This is a genomic window from Streptosporangium sp. NPDC023825 (genome assembly GCF_040639575.1).
GTDB lineage: Bacteria > Actinomycetota > Actinomycetes > Streptosporangiales > Streptosporangiaceae > Streptosporangium.
The window spans coordinates 289,859-312,430 of the sequence record NZ_JBFAAE010000001.1; the positions used below are offsets into that span (position 1 = coordinate 289,859).

Below are 22,572 nucleotides of genomic sequence, written 5' to 3' on the forward strand. Positions count from 1 at the left end.
GAGAACCAGGAGAACCGGGAGAACCTGGGGAGACGGAGGAGCCGGGAGCGCGTCCTGTCCGGCGGGGTCCTCTCGCGTCCTGAAGCGGACTGTCCTTCGGACGCCGGGCGTTCGCTTTGCGGCGCTTCTCCGCTCCTGAACTCACGAGAACCAACTGTGATCCGCCGGGCTTGTCCCCGCAAGTGCCGATCCGGCATCTGGCCTCATGCCACAGGGCGGGCTGACCGGTCGTCGCCGACGCGGGCCGGGGCGGCGGCACGCACGGGCCGGGCGGTGAACTGGGCGTCGGCCTCCCGCTGCAGGTCGTCCAGATCGCCGAGATCCGCGGGCGGCACGGCGTCCGGCAGTTGTCCCTCCATGAAGCGCAGCCGACGGTCACGCCAGCCGAGGATCACCCAGACCAGTTGCAGCAGGCCGCTGAGGACGACCAGCAGCGCCAGGCCACGGCCCGGCCCGGTGCCGATCACGGAGCCGACCGTCGCGGCGAGGGCCCCGCCGGGTTCGAGCAGCGGCTGGACGTGACGCTCGGCCAAGGGCCCCATGACCAGGTAACCGAGCGGCATCGTCATCATCATCGTCATCATGAAGAGGGACAGCACCCGGCCCTGCAGTTCCAGACCGACCTTCGCCTGTACCAGCGCCAGCCAGTGTCCTTCGGCGATCGAGTCACAGAACCAGATGGTGAACAGGCCGATCGCGGGGAGGTACGGGTTCTCGATGCCGGTGACGAACATTCCCACGCCGGACACGCCCAGGGCGACGATCAGTCCGGTGGCCCTGCGGGGAGTGCCGCCCCACAGGCCCATGACCAGGCTGCCGCACAGGGCTCCCAGACCGCCCGCCGCCAGCGTCACGCCGAGCATCCCGGTGGACTGCTCGGTCAGCAGCATCGGGACGACGACGGAGAAGCCGATCATGTAAAGGACGTGGTGGACGACGAAGAACCGCATGGCGCGGAGCAGGGGCGGTCGCCGGGCGATGTAACGCCAGCCGTTCGTGATCTCCTTGAGGAAGCTCTCGTCGCGGTGGCGGAAGAGCATGTCGGGGAACCGGACCGCGAGCAGGGCCGAGGCCCCCACGAGGAAACTGAGCACGTCCAGCGCGACGACGCCCTCGATGCCGATGACCCCGATCAGGCCCGCGCCGATCATCGGTGCGATCACCGCTCCCAGGCCCATGCCGAGATGGGTGATCCCGTTGGCGTGGCCCAGATAGCGTTTCGGCACCAGCTGCGCCACCGCGGCCACGTAGGCCGGACGCTGGAAGGCGCCGGCCACCGAGGCGACCGACACGACGAGATAGATGTGCCACATCCGTAGTCCGCCGGCGAACACCAGCAGGCCGAGGACTCCCATCGCCAGGGCCGCCGCGGAGTCGCTGATCAGCATGACGCGCCGGCGATCCCATCGGTCGGCCACCGCACCCGCCACCGGCCCGGCGACGATTCCCGGCAGGATGCCGATCGCGTTGATCAGCGTGAATTCCGTGAGTGAGCCGGTTTGCCGGTAGACCCAGATGCTCAGGACAAGCGTGCTGAGGCTGCTGCCGATCATTGAAACGAACTGGCCGAGCGCCACCAGCGCGAACCGGGACAGGCCGGGCGCCGTTCGACGGGGTACGCGGCCGCGGGCCGGTGGCGGATCCACGGGCTCCCGTCGGACCTCCCGCCGCGGCGCGTCTTCGCCCAGCCGGCGTTCGGCGTGCTCGACCAGGGCCCGGGCCAGCGGCTCCGCATGGGTCTTCACGAAGAAGTGGCCGGCCCGGGGCAGCACCGCCAGCTCGACGGCGTCGGCGAAGTGCCGCCACTCGTGGTGGCGTTCCTCGTACAGCTCCGTGACGCGATCCCGGGAGCCGACGACACTGAGCACCGGTGCCCGAAGCCGCGCCTGCCCGGCACCCCGGTAGGCGGCGGTGAAGTACTCCTCGGCGTCCCGGGCGTCGTGCCGGACGTTGCGCAGCACGAACTGTTCCTGCTCGGGGCTGTCCAGATCGGTGAAGCCGCCACGCGCACGGAGGAAGGAGGCGTACTCCCGGTCGGAGGTGAACCGGTCGGTCGGGACCAGCCTGTGGAACCAGTCGAAGAACCGTCCGGGCAGCCGGGCGGTGGGGAAGCTCGCGCCGAGACCGACACCGACCACCTCGACGCCGGCCTCCTCGGCCCGCCGGGCGGCCTCGATCGTGATCGCGCTGCCGAGGCAGTGACCGTACAGCAGCACCGGTCCGGACAGCGACCGGAGCTCGCCGAGCATGAGTTCGGCCACGTCGGCGGCGGGCAGCAGGGGCTCGTCCGGCCGGCTCTGGTCGTGGCCGGGAAGTTCGACCGCGTAGAGGGACCAGTGAGCGGGAAGCGCCTCCGCCAGGGGTCGGTAGGAGATCGCGCTCCCGCCGGAGTAAGGGATCGCCACCACCGTCACACCACCCGCCGCCTGATCGGCGTCGGAGGAGGTCAACCGGTGCAGCAGTCGCCGCGGTCCCGCGTCGGGCTCCGCCGGCCGCTCGTCGAGCAGGGTCGCGAGGCCGCGTACGGTGGGCTGCCGGTACAGCTCCACCAGTGCCAGGGAGGGGGCGACGCGCCGGACGAGCCGCAGCGCGCTGAACGAGTCGCCCCCCAGGGAGAAGAAGGAGTCGTCGATGCCGAAATCGTCGATGCCCAGCGTCTCCGACCAGATGGCCGCGACGCGACGCTCGGTGGCCGTCCTCGGGGCGGTGCCGGCGGAGGTCGCCTCCGAGACCGGCGGCGCCGGCAGCGCCCGCCGGTCGAGTTTGCCGTTGGGAGTGAGAGGCAACCGGGGCAGCACGACCAGCCGGGTGGGCACCATGTGGACCGGCAGGCTCGCGGACAGGGCCTCGCGGACCGCGGCCTCGGTGACCTCACCCCCCGGCCGTGGCACCACGTACCCCACGAGCTGGGCGATCCCCGAGGGCAGCGGGTGCACCGCGGCGGCGGAGGCGAGCACCTCCGGCAGCCCGGCGAGTGCGGTCTCCACCTCGCCCAGCTCGATCCGGTAGCCGTTGACCTTGACCTGGTCGTCCAGGCGGCCGAGGAAGTCGACGTTCCCGTCCCGGTGGTAGCGGGCGCTGTCCCCGGTCCGGTACATCCGGGCTTCCGGTTCGTCGCCGAACGGGTCGGAGACGAACCGCTCGGCGGTCAGTTCGGGCCGCTCGTGGTAGCCGAGGGCGACGCCCACTCCGCCGAGATACAACTCGCCGACCACGCCGGGAGGGAGGGGCCCGCCGTGCGCGTCCAGGATGTAGACGCGGTTGCCGGGGAACGGCCGGCCGATCGGCAGCGGCGCGTCAGGCGAGAGGCCGGCGGCGTCGCCGTCGAAGTAGACGTTGTCCACCGTCACCTCGGTCACGCCGTAGGCGTTCACCACCCGGTTGCCGGGACCCACCAGCCGCCGCGCCTGCCGGTACTCCCGCACCTGCCACTTCTCACCCCCGCCGATCAGCAGCCGGACGAAGTCCAGGCTCTCCCCGGCCGCCTCGACGTGCGCGAGCAGGTTCCGCAGCACGGCGGGCACCAGCTCCGTGGAGTCGACCTGCTCCCTGCGCATCAGCGCGTACAGCTCCGCCGGGTCGAGCAGCACCTCGCGCGGCACGACCACGAGCCTGCCGCCGGTGCACAGCGCGCGTAGCGTCTCGCCCACGAACATGTCGAAGGAGAAACTGGCGGCCTGCTGGTACGTCCAGCCCGGCTCGAGGGCGTAGGCGTCCTGCCACATGGCCACCGCGTGGACGAGGTTGGCGTGGGTGACGACCACTCCCTTGGGCCGGCCCGTGGAACCGGAGGTGTAGATGACGTAGGCGGGGTCGGCCGGTCCCGCCGCCGCCTCCAGATCCTCGCCGTCCTCGGCGAGGATCCGCTCCGCATCCCGGTCCAGGGCGACGACCGCCACGCCCTGCGGCGAGGGCGCGGCGGGCAGGTCGATCCTGGTGACGAGCGCGGTCGCGCCGCTGTCCTCCACCATGTAGGCGAGCCGGTCCGTCGGGTAGGCGGGGTCGAGGGGGACGTACGCGCCGCCCGCCTTGAGCACGGCCCACATCGCGGCGAAGAGTTCGATGCCCCGGTCAAGACAGATCGCCACGCGTACCCCGGGGCGCACTCCGTGCCGGCGCAGCGTCCGCGCGAGCCGGTTCGCTCGCTCGTTCAGCTCTCGGTAGCTCACGGTCGCCGGGCCGGAGGTGAGCGCCGGCGCGCCGGGGGCCGACGCCGCGCATCGCTCGAACAGCTCGTGAACGGTGTCCGCCACCGGCGGCCGGATCGCACCGTCGTTCCACTCCCGCAGGATCCGGTGCTGCTCGACGGGGGTGAGCAAAGGCAGCCGGCTCACCGGCGTGGCCGGTGCCCCGGCCGCCGCCCGCAGCAGGGTGAGCAGGTGGTCGACCAGGGCGTCGACGCGTTCGGCGTCGAAGAGCTCGGTGGCGTAGTCGACGGTGAGGACCGGTCCGTCCAGCGGGAAGTGCAGGCCGAACGCGAGATCCACCATCATCGCGGCCGGCGGCTCGTCACCGGCGTACCTCATGAGCGGGCGGCGCGGGGCGGGGGTGTTGTGCACGGTCACGCTGATTCCGCTGAGCCGGTTGACCTTGCCCGTCTGGGTGGTGCCCGCCCGCGCCTGGCCGATCGCCGCCATGATGTCCGGCAGCGGCAGGTCCTGGTGCTCCAGGTCCCGTACGACGGACTCCACGACGCGGGAGAGCAGGTCGGCGAAGGTGGGATCTCCTGCGACGTCACCGCGCAGCGGCAGGATGTTGAGGGCGGCGCCCACCAGGTTCTCCAGGTCGACGTCGTCGCGTCCGGCGACCGGTGCCAGCACCGTCACGTCACCGCGTCCGGTGTACCTGCCGATCACGGCCTGCACTCCGGCCAGCAGCACCATGAAGAGGCTGGCGTGGTGTTCCCGCCCGCAGGAGCGGAGCCGGTCGAGCAGAGCGGGCGAGAGCTCGCGGGAGATCCGCTCGGCCGCGAAGGACCGCACGGCGGGGGCCGGCCGGTCCGCCGGGAGCTCCATGTCCAGGTCGGCGTCGGCGAACCGGTCCTGCCAGTAGGCGGCGAGCGAGGTGTCGGCGGCCCTTGACTCCTTGCGGAGACCGAGCTCCGGCAGCCTGTCCGGCGGGGTCTCGACCGGCTCGCGGCCTTCCGCCAGGTCGTGGTACAGCTCCGCCAGCTCGTCCGCGAGCACGCCGGCCGACCAGCCGTCGAAGCAGAGGTGGTGGACGACGAGGAACAGTTCGTCGTCGCCGCCGGTTCGCAGCAGCACCATGCGGGCCGGCGGGCCTTCCGCGAGGTCCATCGGCTCCCGCACGGCCTGGCGGCGCACCCGCTCGGCGCCCGACGCCCGCTCCTCCCGCGGCAGGTCCCGCAGATCGATCTCTGTCAGAGGCACGGTGCCCGTGGGGTCGACGACCATGACGGGTTCCCCGTCCTGGAGCGGGAAGCGGGCCCGCAGCGCGGGGTGCCGGCGGACCAGCTCCGCCAGGCACGCCTCGATCAGGTCCGCCCGTGCCGCGCCGTCCCATCCGTACCGGATGCCGAGGGTGTACGCCGGCAGTTCGGCGCTCAACTGCTCGGTCATCCAGAACGTCCGCTGCAGCCCCGTGAGCGGCAGCACCCGAGTGCCCTCGGCCGATCCCCGCTCCGGCGTGTCCAAGGCGACGCGGGGATCCCGCGGCACCTCGGCCGCACGGACCGCGGCCACCACTTCGGCGAACGTCGGGGCGGCGTACAGCTCGCTGAGCGTCAGCTCCGCCCCGTACTCGTGGCGAAGCCTGCTGATCATGCGGATGGCGTGGAGCGAGTCGGCTCCGAGCGCGAAGAAGTCCTCGGCGGGACCGACGCCGGTGACGCCGAGCAGGCTCTCCCACAGTGCGCGGACGCGTGCCTCGACCGTGTCCCGCGGACCGGCCTCCCGGCCTGCCATCCCGTCGGGGGCGAGCGGTACGGCCGCCAGCGCGGCCCTGTCGACCTTCCCCTGGACGTTGAGGGGGAAGGAGGCGTGCAGGGAGATCACGGCCGGCACGAGATAGTGCGGCACCTCCTCACGCAGGCGCCGCCGCACCTCGGTCGCGTCCGGGCCGCCGGCGTCCGCGACCAGGTGGCCCACCAGCCGCGCCTGCCCGTCGCTCTCGTCGACCAGCACCACCGCGTCGGCGATGCCGGGAATCCCGCGCAGCGCGGCCTCCACCTCGGCGGGCTCCACCCGGAAGCCGCGGATCTTCACCTGCCGGTCGAACCGGCCCAGATACTCCAGCGTCCCGTCGGGAAGCCGTCGCACGCGGTCGCCGGTGCGGTACTCGGGCGCTCCTCCCGGACCGGAGACGAACCGCTCCGCGGTCAGCTCGGGCCGGTGCAGGTAGCCGGTGGCCAGGGCGGCGCCGCCGATGTACAGCTCGCCCGGCCGGCCGTCGGCGGCCTCGGCGCCGTGCGGCGTGACGACCCGGCAGGTCACCCCCGGCAGCGGGAAGCCGATCGGCACCGGGTCGTCGCCGCGCCAGGACGTCAGGTCGGCGGCGGTCGCCGTGACGATCGCCTCGGTCGGACCGTAGGTGTTGAGCAGCCGCACGTGCCGGCGGACGCGCGCGTGCCAGCGCTCGACGGTCCGCGCGTGTGCGGCCTCCCCACCGATGATCACCATGCGAACGCTCGCCGGCAGCGTCGCCTCTCCCCTGTCGATCGAGGAGACGATCTCCCTCCAGTAAGCCGTGGCCAGGGGGAGCACGGTGACGCCCAGGTCGGCACAGCGGTCCAGGAACAGGTCGGGACGGCTGATCATGTCGCCGTCGCGTACGAGGACGGCCGCGCCCGCGGTCAGCGCGGGAAAGATCTCCTGAACGCTCGCGTCGAAGCTGAGCGAGGCGAACTGGAGCACGCGGTCGTCCCGCGTGATGCCGTACTCGTCCCGGGCGGCCCGGCAGAAGTGCGACCAGCCGCGCCGGGGCACCACGACGCCCTTGGGACGGCCGGTGGAGCCGGAGGTGAAGATGACGTAGGCGGTGCCGTCCGGGGAGGCGGCGTCGACCGGCGGCGGGACGGTGGCCGGGCCCGCCTCCCCCAGGCGCAGCACCGGCGTGCCGGTGGGCAGGGGCGGATCGGCGTCCATCGGCACCAGCACGGCCCGGGGCCGGGTGTCCTCCAGCATCAGGGCCAGCCGCGCCGCCGGATAGCCGGGATCGAGCGGCACGTAGCCGGCACCGGCACGCAGCACCGCCAGCATCGCGGTCACCGCCGCTCGTCCGCGTGGCAGGCACAGCCCGACCAGATCGCCGGGTTCGACCCCGGAGCCGGCCAGCGCGCCGGCCATGCGGTCCACCTCGGCGACCAGTTCCGCGTACGTCGCCTGGCCGGTCGCGTCGATCAGCGCCGGCGCGTCGGGCGCTCTGCGCGCCTGTTCCCCGATGGCGGCGAGCACGTCGAAGGGCGGGCCCTGCGACGCGGCGGCGAGATCGGAAGGTCGTTCCGCCGCCGTCGGGCCGGCGATGCGCATGTCACTCATGCCTTGCCCTCCCGCCTGCGCAGGGCCGCCCAGAGGGTGCGGTAGAAGTCCAGGTAGGTGCGCTCGACGTGGACGGCGTGGAGCCGGGTCTCCTCGTGCCGCCGGGGTAGCCGGTTGATCGGCACGCTCATCGCGGCGTGGTGCTCGATGTGCAGGTTGTTGCCGTTGGTGAACCAGGTGCTCAGCCGGCTTCCCCTGATGGACCGGGTGTTGCGCAGCACGTCGGTGCTCTCGGTGTCGCAGAGGATGTGCTCGGGCAGTTCCACGAGGAAGTGCATCGGAACGGCGAGGAGGAGCGGCAGCACCCACAGCCGCAGCGGGTACTCGCCGTACCCGGCCACGGTGACGCAGAGCGCGACCAGGACGGCACCGCCCATGACGAGGTGATCGACGACGATGCGGCGGCGCATGGTGGGACTGACCGGCCCGAACCCGTACGTCCAGCGTCCCGTGGCGGCGAGCGCGACCTCCCACAGGACCGTGCCGAGCCGCCGGTAGTCGAACAGCCCGCGTACCAGGTGCGACACGGTCAGCGGGGTCCGCGTGTCGAAGCCGAAGAACTCGGTGTCCTGGGGAGTCCCGAGATGACGATGATGTTGCAGGTGACGCAGACGGTAGTGGCTGTAGACGACGAACAGGGGAATGCCCAGCGGGACGCCCGTCAGCCGGTGCGGCCAGGACCCGCGGAACGCCGAGTGGTGCAGGCACTGGTGCTGCAACTCGACGGCGTGCGTGTATGCGGCGGCGAGGATCACCACGCCGAAGACGATCAACGGCGGCTCCGGGCGCAGCGCGAGGACCGTCCCCACGGAGGTCAGCACCGCCAGCGCGACGAGCTTGGCGACGAAGATCCGCTGGTCGTCCCGGTTCACCTTGGTGCGTGCGAAGAGCAGCGCGGGGCCGCCTTCGGTGGTTGCGGTCATCATTTCCTCGATCAGGTGCGGTCGTCGGGGTTGGTCAACGTCCGCTGAGCAACACGACGTGGGTTCCGGACAGCGAGCCCGTCACGCGGGCGTGCGCGAGCAACCCGGCGAGGGCGACGGCCCCGGCCGCGGTGGGGTTCGCGCCGTACGGGACGAGCGCGGCCCTGGCCTCGATCAACTCCTCGTCCCCCACTCCGAACACCTCGCCGCCGGTGTCGGCGATGGCCGCCATCGCCTCGGGCCCCTGCAGGGCATGCCAGTTGACCAACGGCTGGTTGTGATCGGATGTCGTGACGGCGTCCGGCGGCAGCGTCCGGTACTCACCCGGCCAGCTGGTCACCACCGGGTTGTTGCCGGCGGAGCACACGCCGTTGATCACGCTGGGCCAGCCGAGCGCTCGCATCCGGCGATGGACGGCGATGGTCGTGGTGCCGTTGCCCACCGGAATCCACAACGCCGCGAGCGGCGCGTCGAGCGCCTCACGCAACGCGGCCACCACCACGCCGTGTCCCTCGAACACCGCGTCCATGTACGGACCGTCCACGTTGCCGTCGACCGCGTCCTCCTCCTCGGCCAGCCTGCGGGACGCGTCCACCGCCTCCTCGTAGCCGCCGCGCACCGCGACGACGTGGGCCCCCGCGTCGCGCATCCACGCGCCGCCGTCGCTCCAGCCCTCCGGCAGGACGACCGTGCAGGCCATACCGGCGGCGTGGCACGCCATCGCCATCGCGCGACCGTAGTTGCCGCAGGTCGCGATCACCACGCGCCGGTACCCGTCGGCGGCGGCGCGGGCCACCACCGCGCGGGCCGCCGGCTCCTTGTGGCTGCCGGAGGCGTACCGGCTCTCGTCCTTGATCAGGATGCGGGCTCCGGGGACGAGGCCCGTGGCGTCGATCAGCGGGGTGCCGTACGCGTCCGTGGGCGCGCCGGCGTACGTCGGAGTTCTCGTGAACATGCGTCTCCTCGGACAGGGGGTTCGTACAGGAGGGAAGAGAGCGAGCCCTGATCGCGGGAAGGGCCGGGACCACGTCCCGTTCCCGCTCGGGAGCGCCGGCGTCAGCAGGTGGGGAGGGCCGGATGCGCGGGTGCCGCTCCCCCTCCGCCCACCGGCGAGCGCTCCTCGTTCGCGAGATGCCCGGTCCCGGCGGGGAACTCCTGGGCCACGGCGTCGATGGGTCCGGAGAGCGCGCCGGCCCGGTCGACCAGGCCGGTGTGGCTCAGCACCCCCGAGGCGTCCAGAACCACGGGCGTGTCAGGGGCCTGGCGGGCTTTCGCCTCGACGGCCTCCAGGATCCATCGCGCGCCTCGCGAATCGGAGAGGAAGTCTCCCGAATCGGAGGAGAAAGGACGAGGGGCGGGAGGTACGGCGGGGACGGCGTCGTCCCGAACCGGGGAGAGCATGGTGCGGTCGGCCTCTCGTCACGGAACTGGACCGCCTGCGCACGCAGGAGTGATCACAAGCGGTAACGCGACACCGGCCATGTACACAGGAGTGATCACAGGCGGTGACGCAGCAGCGATCCTGCTCTCGCCCGATGAACGAGGAAGGTCGCGAACGTGATGATCCAGCCGACGCCGAATGACATTTGGATCACGTGCCCGCCGTTCCCCCGGCGGGAACGGCGGGGGAACGGCGGGTGAATCGATCATGTCGGCGCGTGAGTCTGGCAGGTTGCCCCGGGGTGATACAGAATCAAGCAGGGCATCGCGTTCATGACATCCAACGCCGGGGAGGCGACATGTCACTGCGAGTCGCGATCGTGGGGTCAGGACCCGCCGGGATCTACACCGCCGAGGCCCTGACGAGACAGGCCACCGTGCCGCTCAGGGTGGACGTCCTGGAGCGGCTGCCGACTCCGTACGGGCTTGTGCGCTACGGGGTGGCCCCCGACCACACCTCGATCAAGTCGATAGCGGGTTACCTGCGCGGCGTGCTGGAGCTTCCCGAGGTGCGGTTCCTCGGTGGGGTCGAGCTGGGCAAGAACGTCGACGTCACCGACCTGCTCGACTGTTACGACGCCGTGGTCTACTGCACCGGCGCGATGGTGGACCGGCGGATGGGCATTCCCGGCGAGGACCTGCCGGGCAGCGTGGCCGCCACCGACTTCGTCAACTGGTACTGCGGCCACCCCGACATGCCCGCCGACCGCTTCGTCCTCGACAGCCCCGAGGTCGCGGTGATCGGCGTGGGCAACGTGGCGGTGGACGTGGTGCGCGTACTGGCCAAGACCGCCGAGGAGCTGCGCGCCACGGACGTGCCCGAGGAGGTGCTGACCCGGCTGGCCGCCAGCGAGGTGAAGACCATCCACATGATCGGACGCCGGGGACCCGAGCACGCCAAGTTCACGTTGAAGGAGCTCAGGGAGCTGGGCGAGCTGACCAACGCGGACGTGCGCGTGCGGCCCGAGGAGTGCGTGGCGGACGTCACGACGGCGTCCCGGCAGGTCCGGGGGAACGTCGAGGTCCTGCGGAGCTGGACCACCCGCGCCCCCGTGGGCCGCCCCCGGCGGCTGGACGTGCGGTTCTGGATGCGCCCGGTGGAGATCCTCGGCGAGGAGCGGGTGGAGGCGCTCAGGCTGGAGCGCACCCGGCTGGTGGACGGCCGGGTCGTCGGCACCGGCGAGTTCGAGACCCTCCCGGCCGGCATGGTGCTGCGCTCGGTCGGCTACCAGAGCGTGCCGCTGCCCGGCGTCCCCTTCTCCGAGACCACCATGACCGTGCCGAACGAGGCCGGCCGGGTCCGCGACCGCGAGTACGTGGCGGGCTGGCTCAAACGTGGCCCCACCGGTGTGATCGGCACCAACAAGTCCGACGCCGCGGAGACGGTCCGCACCCTCCTCGCCGACCTGGCCGGCCGCGATCCGGTACGCCGCGCGGACCTGGACGACCTTCTCGCCGCCCGGGGAGTCTCGCCGATCACCTACGAGCACTGGCTGTCCATCGAGGCGGCCGAGGAGGCCCTGGCCAGATCCCTCGACCGGGGCGAGCGGGTGAAGCTCCTCGGCCTCGCCGCCATGCTCACCGCCTGCGATCGGGAACCACGGCCGGGAAGCGACCTGGGGACCGGCTGAACCGGCCGGACCTACCGGACCTCCCGGACCGGCCGGACGCCGGGGGCGGCCGGTGACCGGGACGCGTCCGCACCGGCGTGCCCGCCCGGACCCGCGCGCCCGGCCCGAACCGGCCCCCGTTCGAACCAGCACGTCCAGGAGGAGCACCAGCATGCGCGTCACGCTCGCCGACCCGTCCGCCCTGATCCCGGGTTTCGAGGAGACCCATGACGATCAGATCCTGCTGTACCCGTACTGGCCGGTCGAGTGGCAGCCCGTGCACACGGTCTACGTCCCGGCCGACCGGTTCGACGCCGGGACGACGCGGGAGTGGGGTGACGCCGCGCTGGGGCTGTTCCGCCGGCACCTGTCCGAAGGCGACCTGGCCGCGATCCTCGGCACCACTCCCGGTGTGTCCCCCGCCGCGGGCGAGGACCTCGCCGGGACCGTGCACGGGAAGGTGGCCGCCAAGCTCGCCCGGGAGCCCGTCGAGGACCTCCGGGTCGACTTCGAGGACGGCTACGGGACGCGTCCCGAGGAGGAGGACGGCCACGTCTCCGCCGCCGCCGAGGCGATCGCGGCCATGCACGCGGCCGGGACGCTCCCCCGCCGCTGGGGGCTGCGGGTGAAGTCGTTCTCCGACGGCGACCCGGTCCGCGCCCTGCGGACCCTGGACGGTTTCCTCACCGGCGTGATCGATCGGGCCGGACACCTTCCCGAGGGGTTCGTCGTCACCTTCCCGAAGGTGTTGATGAGGGGATACATGCACCAGTTCGTCGACTTTCTCGACGCGCTGGAGGACGGGCTGGGCCTCGGTCCGAACGCGCTGAGATTCGAGCTCCAGGTGGAGGCGCCGCAGACCCTGATGATGCTCCACGCGGGCCTGACGACCTCCCTGTGGGGGAGGCTCGCGGCGGCGCACTTCGGCGTCTTCGACTACACGGCGAGCTGCGGCCTTCCCCCGCACGAGCAGCGGCTGGACCACCCCGCCTGCGACCACGCCAGGCACGTCATGCAGACGGTCTTCGCCGGGACCGGGGTCGAGCTGTCGGACGGCTCGCTGGCCGCCTCCCCCGCCTCGGACGACGGGCGTGACGTGCGGGCCCTGTGGCGGCGTCACGCGGAGCTGGTCGGGCGTTCCATGAACCACGGCTTCTACCAGGGCTGGGACATGCACCCCTCCCACCTGGTGAGCCGGTACGCGGCGGTGTACGCCTTCCACCTGTCCCGGTACGGGGAGTACGCCCACCGGGTGCGCGCCTGGGAGGAGCGGCGCGACGCCGGGGAGGGCGTGATGGACGAGCCCGCCACGGTCAAGACCATGGCCGCCGCCCTCCGCCGCGCCGACCTGGCGCTGGGCACCGACCACACCGACCACGGGGAACGGCCGGTCTCTTGAGCAGGGCGCCGGCGCGTTCGGCCCCGCCGTGGACGCCTCGGGTGGCGGAGCCGGACGCCCTGGCGTCACCGGTGGGTCCGCCGCCCTCGGGTTGTGGACCGGGTGGCGTCCGGTGCCGGGTCGAGCCCGCCTGATGTCCCCGGTCAGGGCGATCTCGGAGCTGCCGGACGGGCGGCATAATCTGAGCCCAGTTCGCACTATCTGGGAGAGTCATGACGAGTAGGTTCACCGAGTTGACCGTTGACTGCCACGATCCGGAGAGGCTCGCGGTTTTCTGGTGCGAGGTCCTGGACTTCAAGGTGATCGACAGGAGCGAGGGCAAGGTCGAGATCGGCTCCTGGGTGCCGACCGTCGAGGATGTCCGGGCCCGCCAGATGCCGCCCACTTTGCAGTTCATCCGGGTGCCCGAGGGCAGGACCGTGAAGAACCGGCTCCACCTCGACGTCAGCCCGATCGACGTCAGCACCGAGGACGAGGTGACCAGATTGCTCGGCCTCGGCGCCACCAGGACCGATGTGGGCCAGGGCTCGGACCGGAACTGGGTGGTCATGACAGACCCCGAGGGCAACGAGTTCTGCGTCCTGCGCACCTTGGCGCCGTAGGACCAGGCCACGAGCGGACACCCGCACCCCGTCGCACACCGCAGCCGTCACGTTGCCGGGAAGACCTTGATGCCGGGAAGACCTCGGCGGACCTCAGTCGGTCTCGGCGGGCCTCAGTCGATCAGGGCACGCCACTCGCGGACCCGGCGGACGTCGACCGGGTCCGACCAGGACGCCCGCACGGCGCTGCCGACGTGGAAGGCCCGCACGCCGTACTCCATCAGCACCCCGACGTGGCCGGGCCGGAGCCCGCCGCCGGCCATGATCAGCGGGCCGTCCCCGGCCTCGCACCGGGTCTTGAGCAGCGGCAGCCCGTCCGCCACGCCACCGGGCGCACCCGAGGTGAGCACGGTGGCGAGGTTGGGCAGGAGGCGGACGGCGCGCCAGCTCGCCTGGGTGTCGGCCGCGTGGTCCACCGCCCGGTGGAAGGTCCAGGGCAGCGGCGCGACCGCGTGGATGAGCGCCTCGGTGGCGGCCAGGTCGACCGCCCCCGCCTCGTCGAGGAAACCGAACACGAACCCGGCCGCGCCCGCGTCGGCGAGGGCCCTGGCATCGCGGCTCAGGGCCTTCAGCGACTCGGGCGTGGCCAGGAACGAGGCCTCGCCGCGCAACATCACCATCTGCGGCAGCGCGCACTCCTTGGAGATCGCCGCGACCGTTTCCGGTGCCGGGGTGAGCCCGTCGGAGGCCATGTCGGCGACGACCTCCAGACGATCGGCGCCGCCCGCCTCCGCGGCGACGGCGTCGCGCACGTCGAGCGTGATCACCTCAAGCAAGGATCCGGTCATGAATGGAGGCTATCGGATGGCTTTGTCCTGGGATCGCCGTGGTTCAGACATGCTCGGGGACGGACGACCCGCGCCGATCCGAGATGGGCAGCGCGAGGCCGGACGCGCGAGCGCGCAGACCTCCCGGTCGCTGGAACAGGGCACCGGAGGCACGATGCGGCAGGTCGACCGTGCGGAGATGCGTGAAACGCTGTCCCCGATAGTAGCCCTGCAACCTCGGGTTGTCCTTGGAGCAGTCAAGCCGGAGCCATCTTTTTCCCAGGGTGAGGACCCGCAGGCCCGCCCAGTCCAGGAGCGCCTCCCCCAGCCCCGTGCCCGCGTGGTCGCGCGCCACGGCCAGCTTGTGGACGTAGAGCGCCGAGCCGGGGTCGTCCATCCGGGTCCAGAACTCGGGGTCGGCGTGGCCGTCCAGGGCGACGGTGGCGACGGGGCCACCCGGCCGGCCCGGCCCGTCCCCCCTGTCCAGCAGGTACAGGACGCCCTCGCCGATCAGCGGGGTGATGCGCCCGGCGGGGAACCCGTCGGCGGGCCACTGCCGCACGCCGCGGCGGTTCAGCCACCCGGCGGTCTCGGCGAGGAGCGCGAGCACCCCGTCGAGGTCACCTTCGGTGGCCCTGCGCAGCGTGAACGGGCGCGTGGCGGTGGGACTGGCGGTGTTCGAGTGCATGGTTCATCCCTTCGTTGCTTTCGGTACACGAGTTGACACGGAGCGTGTCCATGTGATGGCGCACGGCGTCCATGCCGGGCTAGGCGGATGCCTAGGGGCCTGAGGCGAGCGGTGAGACCGCGATCGGGAGAGCCGGCAGGGCGAGGCGCGCCGGGGCGAAAGGCGCCTGCGGGAGATGCGGACAGCGGCCCGCCGGGGCGAAAGGCTCCGGCGGGAGGTGCGAACAGTGACCCGCCGGGGCGAAAGGCGCGAGGAAGCGGGAAGAACCGCCCGCCGGGGTGAAGGGCGCGGAGAAGCGGGAAGAACCGCCCGCCGGGGCGAAAGGCACGGAGAAGCGGGAAGAGCGGCGTCTAGCCACCCGGCGGACGCGGCCCGGTGCTCGCCCGCGGCGCGGGCGGAACGAGGGCCGGCCCGTCAGGGCGGTCACGGAGACGTCAACGGCTTTCCAGCTCGTACCGGATCAGGTGCTTGTCGGCGGGCAGGACCGACACCGCCACGCGTACGGGGGTGTCGTCCTCGTCGTAACCGACCCGGATGTAGACGACGACCGGGGTGCCGAGCTGGAGCTGGAGCCGCTCGGTCTCCGCGCTGTTGGGCATCCGCGCCCAGATGTCGTCGACCACCCGCACCTGCCGGTGGCCGAGTTCCTCCAGGACCTTGTTGGCCCCGCGCACGATGTCGCCGGGCCGGGTGATCTCGGAGTCGGCGACCAGGGCCAGGGGGAAGTAGGAGTCGTTGGTGTTGTACGGCTGGCCGTCCACGAAGCGCAGCCGGCGGCGGACCACGGCGAGCTCGTCGTCGGACAGCTCCAGCCTGCTGGCGATCTCCTCGGCCGGTTGCACGATCGAGACCTCGATCTCCTGGCTCGGCGCGCGTCCCTCGCGGGAGACGGCCCAGGCGAAGGCCTCCAGGGTCTCCTCGCGCCGCGGCTGGAGCTCGCGCTGGGGGTGCATGAGCAGCGGGCGGCGCTCCCTGACGACGGTGCCCCTGCGAGGGGTGCGGGTGACCAGGCCCTCGTTCACGAGCTCGCCGAGGGCCAGCCGCACGGTGTTGCGACTGACCTGGTGGGCGAGCATGAGTTCCGCCTCGGTCGGCAGCTGATCCCCCGGTCCGAGCGCACCGGAGTAGATGATCCTCCGTAGGTCGGAGGCCACCTGTTGATACAGCGTTGACCGTGCCATTAAGTCCCCTTTGTGCCAACAAAACTAGACGATCTGGTTCTAGCGGGGAACAGCCCCTTGACCCAACCTCCCAAGACCCGCATCATCCAATCGTTGGTACAAATCCATCGAAAGGTCAGCGAGGGGGTGGAGACCGGTGCTGTCGGTCCGCACGGATACGCCGTACCTGCCCTGGCGCGATCCCCGCGAGGCAACACGTTTACTGCGTTACGCGTTGCACCGCCAGGGATTCACCCACACCTACCAGAGCAACGGAAACGGCATGTCGGTGCTCTCGGTGCTGACCGATCTAACTGTCTGGTGCAAGAACGGGCTGTTCGTCTGGAACGAGGACGGCGTCGAGTCGTCCCACCCGGCCGACGACCCGGTGGGAGCGGCCCGCCTCATCTCACGGCACTACCGGCGGCCCGCCCCCGACGGCGACCTCTCCGAGGAGGACGCGGACCAGCCGGCCCGCGTCCTCACCACCACAGACTCCGAGCGCGACTAGCAGGCCGAGGACCCCATCCCTCGCCGGGGTCCTCCGCCGCCGCGCCCGGGGCGGAACGCGTCCTGGCGGGTCCCCCACGCCCGCCAGGGCGCGATTCCCATCGCGGGAACGCGTCCACGGGACGGGACCCGCCAAGGCGTGACCGCTCGCCTGCCCACCCCCCGCCTCCGGCGGCGAGCGGCCCGCCGGGGACGGAAGACGTGAGACCGCCGAGGGAAGACAATTAACCTCATGCGGTTCGGGATCCTGGGCACCACGCGGGCGTGGCACGACGGCGCCGCCGACGCCGGTGACGCCGGCAATAACACCGGCGGCGAGGTACGCGTCGGCGGGCCGGCCCGGCGGGCGCTCCTGGGCCTGCTGCTCGCCCGCGCCGGCGAGGTGGTGACGGCCGACCTCCTGCTCGACGACCTCTACGGCTCGAGGCCGCCGGGAGGGGCGGCGCACGCGCTGCAGTCACAGGTGTCCCGGCTCCGCCAGGTCCTGGGGCGCGAGGCCGAGATCGAGGCCGTCCCCTCGGGCTACCGGCTCGCGATCGATCCCGCCGACCTCGACGCCCGCCGCTTCGAGCGGTTGTCCGACGAGGGACGCCGGGCACTGCTCGGCGGAGACCCGGCGGGGGCGGCCGCGCTGCTGCGGGAGGCCCTGGACCTGTGGCGGGGGCCCGCGCTCGCCGACGCCGCGGACGCCCCCTCCGTACAGGCCCTGGTGCTGCGGCTGGAGGAGCGCAGGCTCGGCGCCATGGAGGACCGGATCGAGGCCGACCTCCGGCGGGGCGAGCACCGGGCCGTGGTGCCCGAGCTGCAGGAGCTGATCGCCGGGCACCCGCTGCGGGAAAGGCTCAGGAGCCTGCTCATGCGCGCCCTGCACGCGGGCGGCAGGCAGGCGGAGGCCCTGCTCGCGTTCGAGGAGACGCGGCGGCTGCTCGCCGACGAGCTCGGCGCGGATCCCTCGGCCGAGCTGGCGGCCGTCCACCGGGAACTACTCAGGGGCGAGCGGCCGTACGAACCGCCCGCGCCGCCGGCGCAGCTGACCAGCTTCGTGGGCCGCGCCGAGGACCTGGCCGAGGTCACCCGGCTGCTCGGAACGGCGCGCCTGGTCACCCTGCTCGGCCCCGGCGGGGCGGGCAAGACCAGGTTGTCGATCGAGGTCGCGAGCGGGCTGCCGGACGTCTGCTTCGTCGAACTCGCGGCGCTGCGCGACGGGCGGCAGCTGCCGCAGACCCTGCTCGGCGCGCTCGGTCTCCGCGAGAGCGGGCTGCTCACCGTGCCCGAGGAGACGGAGCCCGTCTCCCGGCTGGTCGCGGCGCTGGCCGAGCGGCCGCTGCTGCTCGTCCTCGACAACTGCGAACACGTCGTCGAGGCGGCCTCGAACCTGGTCGCGCGGCTGCTCGCCGGATGCCCGGAGCTGCGCGTCCTGGCGACGAGCCGGGAGCCGCTCGGCATCACCGGCGAGAACCTGTGGCCGGTCCGGCCGCTCGGCCCGTCCCCCGCCGCGCGGCTCTTCGCCGACCGGGCCTCGGCCGTGCGCCCCGGTTTCGCGCTGGACGAGGCAGGAGCGGAGATCGTGCGGCGGATCTGCCACGACCTCGACGGCCTGCCGCTCGCCATCGAGCTCGCGGCCGCCAGGGCCCGCACGTACGAGCTTCCCGAGCTCGCCGCCCGCCTGGACGACCGGTTCCGCCTCCTGTCGAGGGGCAGCCGCACGGCAGACGCCAGGCACCGGACGCTGCGCGCGGTCGTGGCGTGGAGCTGGGACCTGCTGTCCGGAGCCGAGCAGGTGATGGCCAGGCGCCTGACGGTCTTCTCCGGCGGCGCGACCGCCGAGGCCGCGGCGCGGGTCTGCGGGGTGCCCGACGCCGAGGACGTGCTGGACTCCCTGGCCGACAAGTCCCTGGTGGAGGTGGGCGGCGGGCGCTACCGGATGCTCGACACGATTCACGCCTACTGCGCCGAGCAGCTGGAGGCGGCCGGGGAGGTCGAGGCCCTGCGGCGCGCGCACGCGGACCACTTCCTGGAGCTGGCGCGGGAGGCGGACCCCCACCTGCGGCGTGCCGAACAGCTCCGGTGGCTGGAGATCCTCGTCGCGGAGCACGCCAACCTCCAGGCGGCGCTGCGCTGGGCCGTCGAGGCGGAGGAGATCGAGCTCGCCCTCGCACTGTTCGCCTGCTTGTCACCGTATTTCTGGATGCGCGGCATGCGGACCCTGGCGACGGCACCGGCGGTCGCGCTCCTGGACATGATCGGTGACAGCCCGCCCCCGGGACTCGGGGACGGGTACGTGCTCTGCGCCCTGGCGGCGGCGGCCGGTGACAGCGGCCGGGAGGCGTGGAAGCGCCACCGGGCGACGGCCGAGGCGGTCGTCGTCGACCCCGGCAGGCCGCACCGCCACCCGATCGTCACCTTCCTCTGGCCGATGATCAACTCCGGCGAGGAGGATTCGCGGGTGGCCCTCGCGGTGATCGACCGCGGACGGGCGGGGGACGACCCCTGGGAGAGGGCCGTCGTCCACCTGCTGTGGGGATACCCGCAGCTCGCGGCCGGGGAGCCGGCGCGGGCCGAGGACGAGTTCACCTCGGCCGCCGACGCCTTCCGCTCGCAGGGCGACCGATGGGGGACCTCGCTCGCCCTGGACGCGCTGGCCGGTCTCGCGGCCCTGCGCGGCGATCCCGGGAAGGCGATCGTCCTGACCGACGAGGCCCTCGCCCTTACCGAGCGGCTCGGCGCCCGCGAGGACATCCCCGACCTGCTGTGCAACCGGGGCGACTACCGCGTCCAGGCCACCCGGGCCGGAAAGGACTCGGCGGGTACCGGCCTCCGGCGGGCGCGCGCCGACTACGAGCGGGCCGCCGAGATCGCCCGCCACGCGGGCAGCCCCACCTACCTGGCCGCGGCGCTGCGCGGCCTCGGCGACATCGCGCGGCTGGAGGGCGACCTGGCCGGGGCCCGCCTGCTGTACGAGCAGGCGCTCGACCGGTTCGAGACGCACTGGGTGCGGAGCGCGGGCAACCGGACGAGCGCGCTCTTCGGGCTCGGCAGGATCGCCGAGACCTCCGGCGATCTCGGCGAGGCCCGCGCCCTGTACCGGCGGGCCGCCGAGGTTGCGGCCGAGACGGGGGCGATCACCGAGGGTGCCCGCCCGATCGAGGCCCTCGCGGGAATCGCCCTGCTCGAAGGGGACGCCCCCGGCGCCGCCCTGCTGCTCGGCGCGGCCGTCGCCCTGCGGGGAGCCGCCGGCGAGGACGACCCCGACGTGTCCCGTACGGCCGCCGCCGCGCGGGCCGCGCTGGGCGAGACGCCGTACGAGGCCGCCCGGCGCGAGGGGGCGCGGCTGTCCGGGGTGGACGCGCTGCGCCTGGCCGGTGTCTCCGAGACCTCCCTCCGGAACTCACCGGTCAACGGCCTCGCCGGCCCCGGGCCGGTCCTGCCCGGCTGACCGGCCTGCGACGCGCAGGTGCACGGGTGCACGGGTACGCAGGTGCACTGGTGCGCGGGTGCGCGGGTGCGCGGGTGCGCGGGTGCGCGGATCACCGCTCACCGCTCACGGTGGGCCTCCGGTGAAAGCGGTGAGCTCGCGGTGATCGGGCGGTGAGCGCCTCCGGACAGGCTCGCCCCATGAACACCACACCGCGGCTCAAGAACAAGGACATCCTGATCTCGGGGGCCGGCGTCGCCGGTCCGGCGCTGGCCTACTGGCTGCACCGCCACGGCTTCACCCCCACGATCGTGGAACGGGCGCCCGGCGTCCGCGACGGCGGCTACGCGGTCGACTTCCGCGGCGAGGCGCACCTCACCGTGCTCGCCCGGATGGGGATCCTGGACGACATCCGGCGCGAGCGGACGAACATGGGCGCGATGGCGTACGTCAACGGCGCGGGCAGGAAGATCTCCAGCATGCCCGCCGACGTCTTCAGCGGCGACCTGGAGATCCTGCGCGGCGACCTGGCGCGCATCCTGTACGAGCACACCCGCCACCACGTCGAGTACGTTTTCGACGACTCCGTCACCTCCCTCACCGAGGACGCCGAGGGCGTGCGGGTCACCTTCGAGCGTGGTGAGCCGCGCCGGTTCGACCTGGTCGTCGGGGCCGACGGGCTGCACTCCAACGTCCGGGCGCTCGCGTTCGGGCCGGAGTCGCGGTTCGTGAAGGAGATGGGCCTGTACTGCGCGATCTTCACCACCGCCAACCACCTCGGGCTCGACCACACCGGGCAGCTCTACAACACCCCCGGCAAGCTCGTCGGCATGTACAGCGCCCGGGGGAACACCGAGGCGAAGGCGGCGTTCTACTTCGGCTCCCCGCCGCTGAGCTACGACCGCCGCGACACCGGGCAGCAGAAGAAGCTCCTCGCCGAGGCGTTCGCCGGCGTCGGCTGGGAGGCCCCCCGGCTGCTGGACGCGATGTGGGACGCCCAGGACTTCTACTTCGACTCGATCAGCCAAATCCACATGGACAGCTGGTCGGCCGGCCGGGTCACGCTGCTCGGGGACGCCGCCTGCTGCGCCTCGCCGCTGTCGGGCATGGGCACCGGCCTGGCCGTGGTCGGCGCCTACGTCCTCGCCGGAGAGCTGGCCGCCGCGGGTGGCGACCACCGCGCGGGCCTCGCCGGCTACGAGGAGGCCATGCGCGCGTACGCGGCGGGATGCCAGAAGTCGGGCGACGGGGTGGGCAGGTGGATGGTTCCCGAGAGCCGGTTCATGGCCTGGTTCGTCAACCAGAACTACAGGCTCCTGCCCTACGTGCCGTGGAAGGGACTGATCGCCAGGAGCATCCGGCGGACGGCGAACGCCATCACCCTGAAGGACTACGAGCGTTGACCCGGCCGAACCTCACGCCACCGGCGAACGCCCTCGTTCGCCGGCGAACCTTGAACGAGACGCGCGCCCGGGGGCGCGGGACGGGCCGGTCAGTCCCGGTCGCCGAGGTCCAGGCGGTCGGCCAGGCCGGCGGCGGTGAAGGCGGCGACCAGCTCGTCGCGGCCCTCGGTGAAGTGGGCCCAGCTGTCGTAGTGGACGGGGACCACCCGGCGGGCGCCGAGGATCCTGGCGGCCTCGGCGGCCTGCGCGCTGTCCAGGACGATCGGTTCGCCGTCGAAGAGGACGGGGAAGCGGGGAGCCCCGGCGAAGAGGACGGCGGTGTCCACGGGGCCGAAGCGTGCGGCGATCTCCTCGACCAGGCCGAGGGAGGCGTTGTCGCCGCTGACGTAGACGGTGGGCATTCCTTCGCCGGTCAGGACGAAGCCGACCACCTGGCCGAGGATCGCCTCGACCTCCTCGCGCGGTCCGGGGCCGTGGAGGGCGGGAACGCCGGTGACGGTGACGGTGCCGCCGCCGGGGCGGTCCAGCTCGACCGGCTCCCAGTCGGACAGGCCCCTGGCTCCGTTTCCCAGGCGCCGCCCGCCGTCGGGGGTGGTGAGGGTGAGGGGGACGTCGGCGAGCAGGGTCCGGCCGGAGATGTCGAGGTTGTCGGGGTGCTCGTCGTGGGAGAGCAGGACCACGTCGATACGGCCCAGCTCGGCGGGGGTGGCGGTGGAGGGGGCGGTCTTGACCAGGAGCGGGCCACCCGGCGTCTGGTAGTCGCCGGGGGCGTCGAAGGTCGGGTCGACGAGGAAGCGCAGGCCGCCGTACTCGAAGAGGGCGGTCGGCCCTCCGAAGACGCGAACGGAGAACCGCTCGCCGGCGGGGCTGGTGGCAGACATGTGGGAAGTCCCTTGCGGATAGAGGGTGGTGCGGCGTGCCCGGGTTCCGAAAAGCTCCGCGAAGGCCGTCCGACCGGGCCCGCCCGTAACCAGATCCACTCTGCCAGGTCGCCCTCCACGTAAGCCGAAGGGCACGGCCGGAGTCGGTCAAAAGCACGGGCCGGGAGGATCCGCCGGCGAAGCGGACAGGGCCGGATCCGCCGCGAGCCCCCCGAGAGGTGCCGCGGCGGATTCATGACCGCTTCCCACGCGTTCAGGCCCGTCAGGCCCCCCGACCG

General features: G+C 72.6%; 14 protein-coding genes. 6 read left to right on the forward strand and 8 right to left on the reverse strand.

Going from position 1 to position 22,572, the window contains the following annotated elements; all coding sequences use genetic code 11:
* Window positions 1-203: 203 nt before the first annotated feature.
* From AB0G15_RS01285 to AB0G15_RS01300, 4 genes are all read right to left on the reverse strand, one after another.
* Window positions 204-7,496, reverse strand: coding sequence for an amino acid adenylation domain-containing protein (locus tag AB0G15_RS01285; protein ID WP_362834383.1), 7,293 nt, complete (start codon window positions 7,494-7,496; stop codon window positions 204-206).
* On the reverse strand, window positions 7,493-8,422 hold the full coding sequence (locus tag AB0G15_RS01290) for a fatty acid desaturase (protein ID WP_362834384.1): 930 nt from the start codon (window positions 8,420-8,422) through the stop codon (window positions 7,493-7,495). Before AB0G15_RS01290 ends, AB0G15_RS01285 begins: the two co-directional genes overlap by 4 nt.
* Before the next feature lie 31 nt (window positions 8,423-8,453).
* Window positions 8,454-9,374 (reverse strand): pyridoxal-phosphate dependent enzyme, encoded by a 921-nt coding sequence (locus AB0G15_RS01295; protein WP_362834385.1) that lies wholly within the window; start codon window positions 9,372-9,374, stop codon window positions 8,454-8,456.
* A gap of 101 nt (window positions 9,375-9,475) precedes the next feature.
* The gene (locus AB0G15_RS01300; protein WP_362834386.1) at window positions 9,476-9,664 is read right to left on the reverse strand and encodes a hypothetical protein; all 189 of its coding nucleotides are present in this window, start codon (window positions 9,662-9,664) and stop codon (window positions 9,476-9,478) included.
* A gap of 494 nt (window positions 9,665-10,158) precedes the next feature.
* On the opposite strand from AB0G15_RS01300, the gene AB0G15_RS01305 reads away from it, so the two are divergent.
* From AB0G15_RS01305 to AB0G15_RS01315, 3 genes are all read left to right on the forward strand, one after another.
* The gene (locus tag AB0G15_RS01305; RefSeq protein WP_362834387.1) at window positions 10,159-11,490 is read left to right on the forward strand and encodes an FAD-dependent oxidoreductase; all 1,332 of its coding nucleotides are present in this window, start codon (window positions 10,159-10,161) and stop codon (window positions 11,488-11,490) included.
* A 151-nt stretch (window positions 11,491-11,641) separates the two neighbouring features.
* Window positions 11,642-12,868 carry an aldolase gene (locus AB0G15_RS01310; protein WP_362834388.1) on the forward strand — a complete coding sequence of 409 codons (1,227 nt, stop codon included), beginning with the start codon at window positions 11,642-11,644 and terminating at the stop codon, window positions 12,866-12,868.
* A 212-nt stretch (window positions 12,869-13,080) separates the two neighbouring features.
* Entirely contained in the window at window positions 13,081-13,470 is a 390-nt protein-coding gene (locus AB0G15_RS01315; RefSeq protein ID WP_362834389.1) for a VOC family protein, read from the forward strand.
* Between the two features lie 113 nt (window positions 13,471-13,583).
* Here the strand turns inward: AB0G15_RS01315 and AB0G15_RS01320 are convergent, their stop codons facing one another.
* The 3 genes from AB0G15_RS01320 to AB0G15_RS01330 form a co-directional block, all read right to left on the reverse strand.
* Window positions 13,584-14,258, reverse strand: coding sequence for a copper homeostasis protein CutC (locus AB0G15_RS01320; protein ID WP_362834390.1), 675 nt, complete (start codon window positions 14,256-14,258; stop codon window positions 13,584-13,586).
* A 43-nt stretch (window positions 14,259-14,301) separates the two neighbouring features.
* On the reverse strand, window positions 14,302-14,925 hold the full coding sequence (locus AB0G15_RS01325) for a GNAT family N-acetyltransferase (RefSeq protein WP_362834391.1): 624 nt from the start codon (window positions 14,923-14,925) through the stop codon (window positions 14,302-14,304).
* 434 nt (window positions 14,926-15,359) lie between these two features.
* The gene (locus AB0G15_RS01330) at window positions 15,360-16,106 is read right to left on the reverse strand and encodes a GntR family transcriptional regulator (protein ID WP_362834392.1); all 747 of its coding nucleotides are present in this window, start codon (window positions 16,104-16,106) and stop codon (window positions 15,360-15,362) included.
* 136 nt (window positions 16,107-16,242) lie between these two features.
* Between AB0G15_RS01330 and AB0G15_RS01335 the strand changes: the two genes are divergently transcribed.
* The 3 genes from AB0G15_RS01335 (at window position 16,243) to AB0G15_RS01345 (ending at window position 21,413) form a co-directional block, all read left to right on the forward strand.
* Entirely contained in the window at window positions 16,243-16,596 is a 354-nt protein-coding gene (locus AB0G15_RS01335; protein WP_362834393.1) for a hypothetical protein, read from the forward strand.
* A 231-nt stretch (window positions 16,597-16,827) separates the two neighbouring features.
* Complete coding sequence (locus tag AB0G15_RS01340) at window positions 16,828-20,031, forward strand: BTAD domain-containing putative transcriptional regulator (protein ID WP_362834394.1); 3,204 nt, start codon at window positions 16,828-16,830, stop codon at window positions 20,029-20,031.
* Between the two features lie 179 nt (window positions 20,032-20,210).
* Window positions 20,211-21,413 (forward strand): FAD-dependent monooxygenase, encoded by a 1,203-nt coding sequence (locus AB0G15_RS01345; RefSeq protein WP_362834395.1) that lies wholly within the window; start codon window positions 20,211-20,213, stop codon window positions 21,411-21,413.
* Window positions 21,414-21,502: 89 nt separating this feature from the next.
* Here AB0G15_RS01345 and AB0G15_RS01350 read toward each other — a convergent pair whose 3' ends face one another.
* Window positions 21,503-22,294, reverse strand: a complete 792-nt coding sequence (locus tag AB0G15_RS01350) for an MBL fold metallo-hydrolase (RefSeq protein ID WP_362834396.1) — start codon at window positions 22,292-22,294, stop codon at window positions 21,503-21,505.
* Between the last annotated feature and the right edge of the window lie 278 nt (window positions 22,295-22,572).

Coding starts and splice junctions, on each gene's coding strand:
- AB0G15_RS01285 (WP_362834383.1), bottom strand. CDS start 7,496: ATGAGTGACATGCGCATCGCCGGCCCGACGGCGGCGGAACGACCTTCC.
- AB0G15_RS01290 (WP_362834384.1), bottom strand. CDS start 8,422: ATGATGACCGCAACCACCGAAGGCGGCCCCGCGCTGCTCTTCGCACGC.
- AB0G15_RS01295 (WP_362834385.1), bottom strand. CDS start 9,374: ATGTTCACGAGAACTCCGACGTACGCCGGCGCGCCCACGGACGCGTAC.
- AB0G15_RS01305 (WP_362834387.1), top strand. CDS start 10,159: ATGTCACTGCGAGTCGCGATCGTGGGGTCAGGACCCGCCGGGATCTAC.
- AB0G15_RS01310 (WP_362834388.1), top strand. CDS start 11,642: ATGCGCGTCACGCTCGCCGACCCGTCCGCCCTGATCCCGGGTTTCGAG.
- AB0G15_RS01315 (WP_362834389.1), top strand. CDS start 13,081: ATGACGAGTAGGTTCACCGAGTTGACCGTTGACTGCCACGATCCGGAG.
- AB0G15_RS01320 (WP_362834390.1), bottom strand. CDS start 14,258: ATGACCGGATCCTTGCTTGAGGTGATCACGCTCGACGTGCGCGACGCC.
- AB0G15_RS01325 (WP_362834391.1), bottom strand. CDS start 14,925: ATGCACTCGAACACCGCCAGTCCCACCGCCACGCGCCCGTTCACGCTG.
- AB0G15_RS01330 (WP_362834392.1), bottom strand. CDS start 16,106: ATGGCACGGTCAACGCTGTATCAACAGGTGGCCTCCGACCTACGGAGG.
- AB0G15_RS01340 (WP_362834394.1), top strand. CDS start 16,828: ATGCGGTTCGGGATCCTGGGCACCACGCGGGCGTGGCACGACGGCGCC.
- AB0G15_RS01345 (WP_362834395.1), top strand. CDS start 20,211: ATGAACACCACACCGCGGCTCAAGAACAAGGACATCCTGATCTCGGGG.
- AB0G15_RS01350 (WP_362834396.1), bottom strand. CDS start 22,294: ATGTCTGCCACCAGCCCCGCCGGCGAGCGGTTCTCCGTTCGCGTCTTC.